General features: G+C 59.6%; 12 protein-coding genes. 3 read left to right on the plus strand and 9 right to left on the minus strand.

The features are described 5' to 3' along the window. Positions 1 to 115: 115 nt before the first annotated feature. The 7 genes from srmL to dadA all read right to left on the minus strand — a co-directional run bounded on the left by srmL (position 116) and on the right by dadA (position 7,853). Positions 116 to 1,264 (minus strand): PheS-related mystery ligase SrmL, encoded by a 1,149-nt coding sequence (srmL, locus tag CCX46_RS29615; RefSeq protein WP_127930220.1) that lies wholly within the window; start codon positions 1,262 to 1,264, stop codon positions 116 to 118. Between the two features lie 254 nt (positions 1,265 to 1,518). Continuing rightward, positions 1,519 to 3,447, minus strand: coding sequence for an acetyl-CoA hydrolase/transferase C-terminal domain-containing protein (locus CCX46_RS29620; protein ID WP_127930221.1), 1,929 nt, complete (start codon positions 3,445 to 3,447; stop codon positions 1,519 to 1,521). Positions 3,448 to 3,823: 376 nt separating this feature from the next. After that, on the minus strand, positions 3,824 to 4,237 hold the full coding sequence (locus CCX46_RS29625; RefSeq protein WP_102901447.1) for a c-type cytochrome: 414 nt from the start codon (positions 4,235 to 4,237) through the stop codon (positions 3,824 to 3,826). 181 nt (positions 4,238 to 4,418) lie between these two features. Continuing rightward, positions 4,419 to 4,967, minus strand: a complete 549-nt coding sequence (locus tag CCX46_RS29630; RefSeq protein WP_007920393.1) for a cupin domain-containing protein — start codon at positions 4,965 to 4,967, stop codon at positions 4,419 to 4,421. Between the two features lie 88 nt (positions 4,968 to 5,055). Beyond that, positions 5,056 to 6,129 carry an alanine racemase gene (gene alr / locus CCX46_RS29635; protein WP_127930222.1) on the minus strand — a complete coding sequence of 358 codons (1,074 nt, stop codon included), beginning with the start codon at positions 6,127 to 6,129 and terminating at the stop codon, positions 5,056 to 5,058. A gap of 94 nt (positions 6,130 to 6,223) precedes the next feature. Next, on the minus strand, positions 6,224 to 6,577 hold the full coding sequence (locus CCX46_RS29640; protein WP_077575031.1) for a RidA family protein: 354 nt from the start codon (positions 6,575 to 6,577) through the stop codon (positions 6,224 to 6,226). Then, positions 6,549 to 7,853: a D-amino acid dehydrogenase gene (dadA, locus tag CCX46_RS29645; RefSeq protein WP_034152046.1), complete on the minus strand. Its 1,305-nt coding sequence runs from the start codon at positions 7,851 to 7,853 to the stop codon at positions 6,549 to 6,551. Before dadA ends, CCX46_RS29640 begins: the two co-directional genes overlap by 29 nt. Positions 7,854 to 8,009: 156 nt before the next feature. Between dadA and CCX46_RS29650 the strand changes: the two genes are divergently transcribed. Then, positions 8,010 to 8,498 (plus strand): Lrp/AsnC ligand binding domain-containing protein, encoded by a 489-nt coding sequence (locus CCX46_RS29650; protein ID WP_003177284.1) that lies wholly within the window; start codon positions 8,010 to 8,012, stop codon positions 8,496 to 8,498. A gap of 110 nt (positions 8,499 to 8,608) precedes the next feature. Here the strand turns inward: CCX46_RS29650 and CCX46_RS29655 are convergent, their stop codons facing one another. Continuing rightward, the gene (locus CCX46_RS29655; RefSeq protein WP_127930223.1) at positions 8,609 to 8,962 is read right to left on the minus strand and encodes a YkgJ family cysteine cluster protein; all 354 of its coding nucleotides are present in this window, start codon (positions 8,960 to 8,962) and stop codon (positions 8,609 to 8,611) included. A gap of 147 nt (positions 8,963 to 9,109) precedes the next feature. On the opposite strand from CCX46_RS29655, the gene CCX46_RS29660 reads away from it, so the two are divergent. After that, positions 9,110 to 10,420: an NAD(P)/FAD-dependent oxidoreductase gene (locus CCX46_RS29660; RefSeq protein ID WP_127930224.1), complete on the plus strand. Its 1,311-nt coding sequence runs from the start codon at positions 9,110 to 9,112 to the stop codon at positions 10,418 to 10,420. 114 nt (positions 10,421 to 10,534) lie between these two features. Here CCX46_RS29660 and CCX46_RS29665 read toward each other — a convergent pair whose 3' ends face one another. Continuing rightward, a complete protein-coding gene (locus CCX46_RS29665) occupies positions 10,535 to 10,777 on the minus strand; it encodes a DUF1127 domain-containing protein (protein ID WP_127930225.1) in 243 nt (80 codons plus the stop codon). Between the two features lie 178 nt (positions 10,778 to 10,955). Here CCX46_RS29665 and CCX46_RS29670 point away from each other — a divergent pair, with 178 nt between their 5' ends. Next, a complete protein-coding gene (locus CCX46_RS29670) occupies positions 10,956 to 12,377 on the plus strand; it encodes an aminotransferase-like domain-containing protein (RefSeq protein WP_007920385.1) in 1,422 nt (473 codons plus the stop codon). Positions 12,378 to 12,415 lie beyond the last annotated feature (38 nt).

Here is a 12,415-nt window from a genome sequence, read left to right on the forward strand (position 1 = left end):
CCGCACCGCAGTCCCCCTGTAGGAGTGAGCCTGCTCGCGATAGCGGAGTGTCAGTCGACACCTTGGTTGACTGACACTACGCGCTCGCGAGCAAGCTCGCTCCCACAGGTAAGTCTCAAGCCTTCGACAAATCCATTCTGTACCCCGCCCCCGGCACTCCCTCATGCATCGCAGCTTGAATATCCGCATACAAGGCATTCGCCTCGCCGGTAGTAATCGAGCGCGAACAATCCCGTAGCACGACATGCAAAAGCACGTTCTCCTGACCCGGCAGCATTCCGAGTCGCTCAATGGCTTGCGCCGGTAAATCCGTACGCTGCCAACGCCCCTTGATTCGCATCTCCTCAATCCATCCAGAACAATCCCCTGCCGCCTGCAACATCCTCTCGGTCAATACCTCTTCACTCAATCCCGGCGTTACCGCCAACGAGATATCGCGGGCAATCGACGGCAAACGAGATACCGCAGTCCAAGGATCCAGATCATGCATCTGCGCCTGCACGCGCACATTCTGATCACGCAACAAACGAATATCAGGAATGCCTTTGCGCAACATCGTCAGGCGATCCAGCCCCATCCCAAGAGCGAGCCCGCCATGGCGCAGAGGATCAATCTGCAAACGCTGCAATAGCGACTTCGCGATACGCCCGCACTCTAGAACCTCAACCGGCACGCCATCATTCAACACATTCACTTCAATCCCGCCCTCGGTGTAGTGATGTGGACTATCGCTATAAACCCAGGATTTTTCAGGAACGGCCAACTGCAAAATATCGCCAACAAGCCGCAGCAAATGCTCATGGGATGCCAACTCCGGGTCGCCCAACACCCAAATATCCATTTGATGCGGCTCGGCGCAATGCCAACGATCTCGGCTATCACGCCTGAAGGTAATGCCTGGCGCTGCCAGCAAAATGGTTTGTCCCGGCTGACGAACCTCGGCGGCCTGCTGAAGCGCCGCAGGGATCTGGCTCGTGGTCTGTGTTCGCAAAAGCGAATGCTCATCGACCCAACGTGTGTGCTCACTGCCGAGGGTAATTTCTGTCGGGTCGTAACCCAGCAAACCGTAGTTTTCTTCGACGGACACAATCCTTGGCCCAACCTGCAACTGCGCTCGGGGCCAGCCCTTTTCTTCGAGACCCTGAAGGACTTCATTCAGTAATAGTCGAACAGCGTGATCAGGGTGGCTCTTTTCGGTTAAGTCAGTGAGGAGTAAGGCTTGGTGGACAGATACATCTGTCAGGTATTTCTTTGATGTGTGCACTGTGTGCCCTCTGGATTTCGGCTGGCTAGAAGTCCTCTTAAAAAACGCCCACAAACAAACCTATCGATAGGCGAACGCCGACGACAATCCAAATACTCATTGATTGATGATTTTCAGAACGGGACTACAGAAGTCATTCCGTATCCATTCAGATCTCGGGCATACCCCGTGTAGGAGCTGTCGAGTGCAACGAGGTTGCGATCTTTTGATCTGCTCAAAGATCAGGATCAAAAGATCGCAGCGTGCCGCAGCTTCTACGGGGTTTGGATGGTGGCTTTGAGGCCGGTGAGGAGCAGGCGTTGGAAGAGGTCTTCTTTCAGGCCTTCCGGGTGGGTGAGTTGCATGCGTTCAAGGTGTTCGGGGTATAGCGATGCTTCGGGGGCGTCGAGGGCTGCTTTGCCGAGTTCGAGGATTTCGGTGAGTTTGAATTTGCTCTTCAGCCAGTTCAGCGCACGCAATAGATCCCGTTCGATCGCAGTGAAATCACAACCCAGCGGGTACTCCGGAAACAGGTTTTTGTGCCGTGCGGCAATCGCTTGCAAGCGCTGCGGCGTGTTCTCGGTGACGCGTGGATCGAGACGGAAATCCTTTGGCAGCTTGCCGACTTTTTGCGCTTGCTCGATCAAACCCTGCTGGAAGCGAGAGTCACTGATATTCAGCAATGACTCAATCACCACCGCGTCGGATTTGCCACGCAAATCAGCGATGCCGTATTCGGTCACGACGATGTCGCGCAGGTGCCGTGGGATCGTGCAGTGGCCGTATTCCCAGACGATGTTGGAGCTGACGTCGCCACCGGATTCGCGCCAGCTACGCAGGATCAGAATCGAACGGGCATCGTGCAACGCGTGACCCTGCGCGACGAAGTTGTACTGCCCGCCGACACCGCTGAGTACCCGTCCGTCTTCGAGTTGATCCGCCACGCCAGCGCCAAGCAGGGTCATGGTGAATACGGTGTTGATGAACCGCGCATCAAGGCGTTGCAGGCGCTTGAGTTCTTCCTGTCCGTAGAGCTCGTTGATGTAGCTGATGCGGGTCATGTTGAATTCGAGGCGTTTGCTCTGCGGTAACTCACGCAGGCGCTCGTAGAAACTGCGCGGGCCAAGGAAGAAACCGCCGTGCACCGAGATGCCGTCAGTCTGCGCCGCCTCGTTGAGGGTGCCAGCGTTGGCCTGTTCCTGAGTCTGCACATCGGGATAGACCTTGCGCCGAATGATCCCGGCATCCGCCAGCACCAGCAGACCGTTGACGAACATTTCGCTGCAGCCGTAAAGACCTTTGGCGAATGGCCCCGTGCCGCCCTCGCGCTCGATCAATTGCGTCCACTGGCTGAGGTTGATGTCGTCGAGCAACGCCCTATAACCGGTGTTATCCGCCTGACGCGCCAGCAATGCGGCGGTCAACGCGTCGCCCATCGAACCGATGCCGATCTGCAACGTACCGCCGTCGCGCACCAGCGTACTCGCGTGCAAGCCAATGAAATGATCCTGAAATCCCACCGGCATGTTCGGCGTGGAGAACAGCGTGCTGCTGTCCTTCGCGTCGATCAGCAGGTCGAAGGTGTCGATATCGACTTCTGCATCGCCGGGCATATACGGCAAATCGGTGTGCACCTGGCCGACCAGCAGAATCGTCTCCCCGGCTTCGCGACGTTTGGCGATCATCGGCAACAGGTCGAGGGTGATGTCGGGATTGCAACTCAGGCTCAGTCGATCGGGATGCTCGCTGCTGCTGGCCAGTAATTGCGCCACCAGATTGAGCCCGGCGGCGTTGATGTCACGGGCGGCGTGGCTGTAATTGCTGCTGACGTAATCCTGCTGGGCCGGCGCGCTGTTGAGCAGGCTGCCGGGCTGCATGAAGAACTGTTCGATGCGGATGTTCGCGGGCAGGCTGTCGCGGTGCAGGTCGGCGAGGAAATCGAATTCCGGATAGTCACCGAAGACGCGCTCGACGAAGGGTTCGATGAAGCGTTTTTGCAAGCCGTCGCCCAACGCCGGGCGGCCGAGGCACAGTGCGGTATAGATCGTCAGTTGCCGCTCGGGCAGGCCTTTGATCCGCCGGTACAGCACGTTGACGAAGTGATTGGGTTTGCCCAGGCCCAGCGGCATGCCCATGTGGATATGCGCCGGCAAGCGCGCCAGCACGTCGTCCACTGCCTGTTCGATCGAACACAACTGCACCATCTGAAGCCTCCTGCCCGTTCCGTGAATAGGGGTAGACCGAGCTTGCCTTGAGTTTGCTGCAATGAACAGCTTCAGAGTAAGTGTGCGCTGTTCTTGAAATGTTTTTCCGACTCGAAATTGTTGCCCTCACCCTAGCCCTCTCCCAGAGGTAGAGGGGACTGATTGGGGGTTGCTGTGAAGATACGCCGACGTGAAAGTGATGTGCTGAATCCATAATCGCTAAGGTCTTTCAGGTCGATGCATAGCAAAAGACACCTCGGTCGGCCCCCTCTCCCTACGGGCGGTCCGACGTTTCGGGAGGGCTGGGGTGAGGGCTACTAAATCGCAGGCACAAAAAAACCGTCCGAAGACGGTTTTTTTTCGTCAGAAGCGCGGCTTATTTCAGGCCGGACATCTTCTCGATTGCGCCTTTCAGGTCGGCGTCGGAGCAGTCAGCGCAGGTGCCTTTAGGCGGCATGGCATTGATGCCGGTGATGGCCTTGGCCAAGATGCCGTCGAGGCCGCCCTGGTGATCGGCTCGTTCTTTCCAGGCTGCGGTGTCACCGATTTTCGGCGCGCCTAAAAGGCCGGAGCCATGGCAAGCGTTGCAATGTTTGGCAATGATTGAGTCTGGAGTCTTGGCATCACCGCCGCCGGCAGTTGCAGCCACTTCCATCCCCTTGCATTCCTGCCCTTGGACACACACCTGGCCGACCGGCTCGAGGCGTTTGGCAATGTCGTCATTCGTCGCAGCTTGAGCGCTGACAGCCCAGAGGGCCAGTACGGTTGCTGGTGCGGCCAGCATTTTCATAATTAGGTTCACGCGTTCACCCTCAATGGTGGCTATTCACGCCTGCGGCCACGGTTCGCAGGCGGGCGGAAGTATAGCGGGTAGCCCGTCACACTGAAACAACCCCATAGTCGAAGGGGTTATACCGCACGGTAGAAAAACGGTCCGGATGCCTTTGCCATCATGGCTTGGCACCTCTTTGTTAAAAATTCGCCGGCGTGGCTGCGCTGATTAGTCGCGCAGGTGCGTCGAACGGATTACGGAAACGATGCGGCTTGGTACTTTCAAAGTAGTAGCTGTCGCCGGCTTCGAGAATAAAAGTTTCCAGACCCACCACCAGTTCCAGACGACCTTCCACCAGAATCCCGGTTTCCTCGCCTTCATGGGTGAGCATTTCTTCGCCGGTATCGGCGCCCGGCGGGTAGATTTCATTGAGGAAGGCGATGGCGCGGCTGGGATGCGCGCGACCGACCAGTTTCATGGTCACGGCGCCGTCGGAAATGTCGATCAGCTCGTTGGCCTTGTAGACGATCTGGGTCGGGACTTCCTGCAGGATTTCTTCGGAAAAGAACTCGACCATGGACATGGGGATGCCGCCCAGTACCTTCCTCAGCGAACTGATCGAAGGACTGACGCTGTTCTTTTCGATCATCGAAATGGTGCTGTTGGTGACGCCCGCGCGTTTGGCGAGTTCACGCTGGGAAAGCCCTTTGAGCTTGCGGATCGATTGCAGTCGTTCACCGACGTCCAAGGCGGGAGCCTCCTGATGTTGTAAGAATATTGAGCGTTATCATGGCGACAGCGTTCAGTATTTACAACACTTGGCCCCCGCAGCGGCGTCAACCCTCGGAATAGAGCCTTGGCACCCGACGCAGGTTGCAGAAGATCTGGTACGGAATGGTGTCGGCCCACTGCGCCACTTCACTGGCGAGGATGTTTTTGCCCCACAGCTCGACGGTCGAACCGAGGTCGGCTTCCGGCACATCGGTGAGATCGATGCAGAGCATGTCCATCGACACCCGACCGAGAATGCGACTGCGTTTACCCGCCACCAAAACCGGCGTACCGGTCGGCGCCTGACGCGGGTAGCCGTCGGCGTAACCCATGGCGACCACGCCGATGCGCATCGGCTTGTCGGTGATGAATTTGGCGCCGTAGCCTACGGGCTCGCCAGCCGGCAGTTCACGCACGCTGATGACTTTCGATTCCAGGGTCATTACCGGTTGCAGGCGATCAGCCACGGCGTTGGCCTCTTCGAACGGGGTCGCGCCGTAAAGCATGATGCCCGGGCGCACCCAGTCACTGTGAATCCTGGGCCAACCGAGCACGGCCGGCGAGTTGCGCAGGCTGACTTCAGCGGCCAGCCCCTGACGCGCTGCTTCAAACACCGCGACTTGCTCGGTGCTGCTCTGCGCGTGCAATTCATCGGCGCGAGCGAAGTGGCTCATCAGGACGATTTTTCCCACTTTACCGCTGGCCAGCAGCCGCTGATAGGCCGCTGGGTAGTCCTTTGGATGCAGACCGACGCGGTGCATGCCCGAATCGAGCTTCAGCCAAACAGTGATCGGTTTGCTCAGGGCTGCCTGTTCGATCGCTTCGAGCTGCCACAGCGAATGCACGACGGTCCAGAAATCATGCTCGACGATCAACGCCAGCTCATCGGCCTCAAAAATCCCTTCCAGCAACAACACCGGCGCACGGATACCCGCAGCGCGCAGCTCCAATGCCTCCTCGATGCAGGCAACGGCAAACCCGTCGGCCTCGGCTTCCAGCGCCTGCGCGCAACGCACCGCGCCATGGCCGTAGGCATCGGCCTTGATCACCGCAAGCGCCTTGGCGCCGGTGACTTCGCGGGCAATTCGGTAGTTGTGGCGCAGGGCTTCTAGGTCGATCAGGGCACGGGCAGGACGCATGGCGGCAGACTTCTAGGCGGTCATGGGAAGAAAAACCGGCGCCGACTGACGACATGAACCGCCAACAGCGCCGGGAGAGGGATCTTTAAAACAGTTACGGCAGCGCGGCGACGATGGAGATCTCCACCAGAATGCTCGGCTTGGCCATCTTCGCCTCGACGGTGGCGCGGGCCGGAGCAGCACCTTTTGGCAGCCACTGATCCCACACCGAGTTCATTCCGGCAAAATGCGCCTCGATGTCGTTCAGGTAAATCGTCGCCGACAACAGGTGCTGTTTGTCAGTCCCGGCCAGATCAAGCAAACGCTCGATATTGGCCAGTACGTCGCGGGTCTGCTGTTCAACCCCGGCGTCGAAGTCGTCGCCGACCTGCCCGGCCAGATACACGGTGCCGTTGTGGCTGACGATCTGACTCATGCGCTCATTGGTGAGCTGGCGCTGGATTGACATGTTTTGCGGACTCCTGGGTTTTGTTGCCGTAACGGGAAATATCGAGGCCTTCGGCGCTGATCTGTGGCTTTTTCTTCGCCATCAGGTCGGCCAGCAAACGACCGGAACCGCACGCCATGGTCCAGCCGAGCGTGCCGTGACCGGTGTTGAGGAACAGGTTCTTGAACGGCGTGGCGCCAACGATCGGCGTGCCGTCCGGGGTAGTCGGCCGCAGGCCGGTCCAGAAACTCGCCTCGGCCAGATTGCCGCCCTGAGGATAAAGGTCGTTGACGATCATCTCCAGGGTTTCGCGGCGACGCGGGTTCAGCGACAGGTCAAAACCGGCGATCTCGGCCATGCCACCGACGCGGATGCGGTTGTCGAAACGGGTGATCGCGACCTTGTACGTCTCGTCGAGAATAGTCGAGGTTGGGGCCATGGCCGGATTGGTGATCGGCACAGTCAGCGAGTAACCCTTGAGCGGATACACCGGGGCTTTGATGCCCAGTGGCTTGAGCAGTTGCGGCGAATAACTGCCGAGGGCCAGCACGTAACGGTCGGCGGTTTCCAGCTTGCCATCGATCCATACGCCGTTGATGCGATCACCGGCGTAGTCGAGTTTCTGGATGTCCTGGCCGAAGCGGAATTCGACACCGAGCTTCACGGCCATTTCGGCGAGGCGCGTGGTGAACATCTGACAGTCGCCAGTCTGGTCGTTCGGCAGGCGCAGGGCACCGGCGAGGATGTCAGTCACGCCCGCCAGCGCCGGTTCAACCCGGGCAATGCCGGCGCGGTCGAGGACTTCAAACGGCACACCGGACTCTTTCAGCACGGCGATGTCTTTGGCGGCGCCATCAAGCTGCGCCTGAGTGCGGAACAGCTGAGTCGTGCCGAGGCTGCGGCCTTCGTAGGCAATGCCGGTTTCAGCGCGCAGTTCGTCGAGGCAGTCGCGGCTGTACTCGGACAGGCGCACCATGCGCTCCTTGTTCACCGCGTAACGGCTGGCGGTGCAGTTGCGCAGCATCTGCGCCATCCACAGGTACTGATCGATGTCGGCGGTGGCCTTGATCGCGAGAGGGGCGTGGCGTTGCAGCAACCACTTGATCGCCTTCAGCGGCACGCCCGGCGCGGCCCACGGCGAGGCATAGCCCGGCGACACCTGGCCGGCGTTGGCGAAACTGGTCTCCATGGCCGCAGCGGGCTGCCGGTCGACCACCACCACTTCAAACCCGGCACGGGCCAGATAGTAAGCACTGGCGGTACCGATGACGCCGCTACCCAAGACCATTACGCGCATTTTTGTATCCCTCATCGCGGCAGGCCCGCGTACGTCTGTTGTTAGAGCAATGATGCGCGCAGTGTAAAAAAGAAATGCCAGTGCTTTTCACTATATAAGCGCCTATATTTGGCGACAATTCTCGGCAAAAACCCTTTTCACGGAGGCGCATCCCCTATGCGTACCAACACTCAGACCAAACGTGAGCTGGACAAGATCGACCGCAACATCTTGCGGATCCTGCAGGCGGACGGGCGGATTTCCTTTACCGAACTCGGGGAAAAGGTCGGCCTCTCCACCACGCCATGCACCGAGCGGGTGCGGCGTCTGGAGCGCGAAGGGATCATCATGGGCTACAACGCCCGGCTGAATCCGCAGCACTTGAAGGGTAGCTTGCTGGTGTTCGTCGAGATCAGCCTCGACTACAAATCCGGCGACACGTTCGAGGAGTTCCGCCGCGCGGTGCTGAAGTTGCCGCACGTGCTGGAGTGTCACTTGGTGTCGGGGGATTTCGACTATCTGGTGAAGGCGCGGATTTCCGAGATGGCCTCGTACCGCAAGCTGCTGGGCGACATCCTGCTGAAGCTGCCGCATGTGCGCGAGTCGAAGAGCTATATCGTGATGGAAGAGGTTAAGGAGAGCCTGAGCTTACCTATTCCGGATTGAAGATCGGTGGCGCTCCATTCGCGAGCAGGCTCACTCCTACATTTGGAATGCGTTCCCCTGTAGGAGTGAGCCTGCTCGCGATGGCGTCGACTCGGTCCCGAGTGAACGCGTTAAACCAACACCTGCCGATTCGCCGCCATGTAATCGAAAATCTGCTTCTCGACACGCGGATGAATCAACTCCACCGGCCGCCGCTCATTCGGGCACGGCAAGGTTTTGGTCGTGCCGAACAACCGGCAAATCAGCGGCCGCTCCTCATATACCGTGCAGCCATTCGGCCCCAGATGCACACAGTTCAACTCTTCCATCGCCGCATCTTGCTCGGCGCGGGTCTTGCGCGGCAGGCGGGACATTTCTTCCGGCGAAGTGGTCACCGGCCCGCAGCAGTCGTGGCAGCCGGGCACGCACTCGAACGAGGGGATCTGCTGACGCAAGGTGCGGACTGTCTGGCTATTGCAGCTCATCGAAACGGTAACCAAGGTGGAATAGACGGCAATTGTGCCGCAAAAGCCGTGATCCAGACACCGCAGGCCGACCAGTGTTGCCCACGTTCAGGCGTGCGGCTTATGCTCCGTCAAATTTTCTCGACACTTAGCCGTTGGATGACGCCCATGACTGCCCGCGCCTTCACCTCCGCGAGCCAACCCCACGTTGCCTCTTACTACGCCGCCAGCAGCCTGCCGCAGCCGGATCATCCTGCGCTGCAAGGTGAAATGGTGGCTGATGTCTGCGTGGTTGGTGGCGGTTTTTCCGGGTTGAACACGGCACTGGAACTGGCCGAACGCGGCCTCAGTGTGGTGTTGCTCGAGGCGCACAAGATCGGCTGGGGCGCCAGCGGCCGCAACGGCGGGCAGTTGATTCGCGGCGTCGGTCACGGTCTCGATCAGTTCGCCAATGTCATCGGCAGCGACGGCGTGCGCGAGATGAAACTCATGGGCCTGGAAGCGGTGGACATCGTTCGCCAGCGGGTCGAGCGCTTTCAGATTGCCTGCGACCTGACCTGGGGCTACTGCGATCTCGCCAACAAGCCCGCCGACCTCGAAGGTTTTGCCGAAGACGCCGAAGAACTGCACAGCCTCGGCTATCGCTACGAAACCCGTCTGCTGCAAGCCAACGAAATGCACACGGTGGTCGGCTCCAAGCGCTATGTCGGCGGTTTGATCGACATGGGTTCAGGACATCTGCATCCGCTCAATCTCGCATTGGGCGAAGCAGCGGCGGCGCAGCAATTGGGCGTCAAACTGTTTGAACACTCCGCAGTGACGCGTATCGATTACGGCCCTGAAGTCAAAGTCCATACAGCCCAAGGTTTGGTACGCGCGAAAACGCTGGTCCTCGGCTGCAATGCCTATCTCAATGATCTGAATCCGCAACTCAGCGGCAAGGTCCTGCCCGCAGGCAGCTACATCATCGCCACCGAACCGTTGAGCGAAGAACAGGCGCACAGCCTACTGCCGCAGAACATGGCGGTCTGTGATCAGCGGGTGGCGCTGGATTACTACCGGCTCTCGGCGGATCGTCGTTTGCTGTTCGGCGGCGCCTGCCATTATTCCGGGCGCGATCCGAAGGATATCGGCGCCTACATGCAGCCGAAGATGCTCGAGGTATTCCCGCAATTGGCTGGGGTGAGGATCGATTATCAGTGGGGCGGGATGATCGGCATCGGCGCTAATCGTTTGCCGCAGATTGGCCGGCTCGCGGACCAGCCGAACGTGTATTACGCCCAGGCCTATTCCGGACACGGGGTGAATGCCACGCACCTGGCGGGCAAGTTGCTGGCCGAGGCGATCAGCGGGCAACAGGGTGGCGGGTTTGATCTGTTTGCCAAGGTGCCGCACATCACCTTCCCGGGCGGCAAGCATTTGCGTTCGCCGTTGTTGGCGCTGGGGATGTTGTGGCATCGCCTCAAAGAGCTGGTCTGATTGATCGTTCCCACGCTCTGCGTGGGAATGCATCCAGTGACGCTCTGCGTCACAACGGACGCGGAGCGTCCGGGGCGGCGTTCCCACGCAGAGCGTGGGAACGATCAGTGGTTGTCAGATCCGCCAGAACGGCTTCAACCCCTCCTCCAGCGCCTGCTCACGGGTCAGCCCGATATCCTTGAGCTGGTCCGCCGTCAGCGCCAGCAACGCCTTGCGCGTGTGCAGACGATGCCAGAACAGGTTCCAGCGGCTAAGACCGGATGGCGCGTTACGCATGAGATTGCGTGCGTTGTCCTTCTGCCCTGCCGCCAGTTCCTGACTGTGTAACGTCAGCCGCACATCGCTCAAGCCGTTCATTTTCAATGCTCCTGTTTACTTGGGTAGCCAGAGATTCCATGATGCGCGGGCGAGCAAAACCGTTACAGATTCAAAGCGACTGTATTAACTCCATACAGATTTGCCGCTTTGCCGACTGAATTGTCGTTTTTTGCCACATCTGTACTGGTATATCGAATCACCGCACCGAGGCAGAACCATGACCCTTTACGTAAACCTCGCCGAATTGCTCGGCACGCGCATCGAAAACGGTTTCTATCGACCCGGCGATCGGTTGCCGTCGGTGCGCGCCTTGAGCGTCGAACACGGGGTCAGCCTGAGCACGGTGCAACAGGCCTATCGCATGCTCGAGGACAGTGGCCTGGCCACACCAAAACCCAAGTCCGGCTACTTTGTACCGGTCGGTCGCGAGCTGCCGGAGCTGCCCGCCGTCGGTCGTCCGGCGCAACGGCCGGTGGAGATTTCGCAGTGGGATCAGGTGCTGGAATTGATTCGCGCGGTGCCGCGCAAGGACGTCGTGCAACTGGGTCGCGGCATGCCCGACATCAGCTCGCCAACCATGAAACCGTTGCTGCGCGGTCTGGCGCGGATCAGCCGCCGCCAGGACATGCCCGGCCTGTATTACGACAACATTCACGGCACTCTCGAACTGCGCGAACAGATCGCTCGGCTGATGCTCGATTCCGGTTGCCAGTTGAGCGCCAGCGACCTGGTCGTCACCACCGGGTGCCACGAAGCGCTGTCCACCAGCATCCACGCGATCTGCGAGCCGGGCGACATCGTCGCGGTCGATTCGCCGAGCTTCCACGGCGCCATGCAAACGCTCAAAGGCCTGGGCATGAAAGCCCTGGAAATTCCCACCGACCCGCTTACCGGCATCAGCCTCGAAGCGCTGGAACTGGCGCTTGAACAATGGCCGATCAAGGTCATTCAGCTCACCCCGAACTGCAATAACCCGCTCGGCTACATCATGCCGGAGTCGCGCAAACGCGCCCTGCTCAACCTCGCGCAACGCTTTGATGTGGCGATCATCGAGGACGATGTGTATGGCGAACTGGCCTACACCTACCCGCGTCCGCGCACGATCAAATCCTTCGACGAAGACGGCCGCGTATTGCTGTGCAGTTCGTTTTCCAAGACCCTGGCGCCGGGGCTGCGCATTGGTTGGGTCGCACCGGGCCGCTACCTCGAGCGCGTGCTGCACATGAAATACATCAGCACCGGATCGACCGCACCGCAGCCGCAGATTGCCATCGCCGAATTCCTCAAGGCCGGTCATTTCGAACCGCACTTGCGGCGCATGCGCACGCAATACCAGCGCAGCCGCGACCTGATGATCGACTGGGTGACGCGGTACTTTCCCGCGGGTACTCGCGCCAGCCGGCCGCAAGGCAGCTTCATGTTGTGGGTCGAATTGCCGGAAGGTTTCGACACCCTGAAACTCAATCGTGAGTTACACGACCAAGGCGTACAGATTGCCGTCGGCAGCATCTTTTCCGCTTCGGGCAAGTACCGCAATTGCCTGCGCATGAACTACGCTGCCAAACCGACAGCGCAGATCGAAGAGGCGGTGCGCAAAGTCGGCGAGACCGCTGTCAGATTGCTGGCCGAAGCCGACTGACCTTTTTCCAGAGAACCGCGTCCATATGCCGACCCTAG

This window comes from Pseudomonas sp. RU47 (genome assembly GCF_004011755.1).
GTDB lineage: Bacteria > Pseudomonadota > Gammaproteobacteria > Pseudomonadales > Pseudomonadaceae > Aquipseudomonas.

Coding starts and splice junctions, on each gene's coding strand:
- alr (WP_127930222.1), bottom strand. CDS start 6,129: ATGCGTCCTGCCCGTGCCCTGATCGACCTAGAAGCCCTGCGCCACAAC.
- CCX46_RS29640 (WP_077575031.1), bottom strand. CDS start 6,577: ATGTCAATCCAGCGCCAGCTCACCAATGAGCGCATGAGTCAGATCGTC.
- CCX46_RS29620 (WP_127930221.1), bottom strand. CDS start 3,447: ATGGTGCAGTTGTGTTCGATCGAACAGGCAGTGGACGACGTGCTGGCG.
- CCX46_RS29665 (WP_127930225.1), bottom strand. CDS start 10,777: ATGAACGGCTTGAGCGATGTGCGGCTGACGTTACACAGTCAGGAACTG.
- CCX46_RS29670 (WP_007920385.1), top strand. CDS start 10,956: ATGACCCTTTACGTAAACCTCGCCGAATTGCTCGGCACGCGCATCGAA.
- CCX46_RS29625 (WP_102901447.1), bottom strand. CDS start 4,237: ATGAAAATGCTGGCCGCACCAGCAACCGTACTGGCCCTCTGGGCTGTC.
- CCX46_RS29650 (WP_003177284.1), top strand. CDS start 8,010: ATGCGTACCAACACTCAGACCAAACGTGAGCTGGACAAGATCGACCGC.
- CCX46_RS29660 (WP_127930224.1), top strand. CDS start 9,110: ATGACTGCCCGCGCCTTCACCTCCGCGAGCCAACCCCACGTTGCCTCT.
- CCX46_RS29655 (WP_127930223.1), bottom strand. CDS start 8,962: ATGAGCTGCAATAGCCAGACAGTCCGCACCTTGCGTCAGCAGATCCCC.
- dadA (WP_034152046.1), bottom strand. CDS start 7,853: ATGCGCGTAATGGTCTTGGGTAGCGGCGTCATCGGTACCGCCAGTGCT.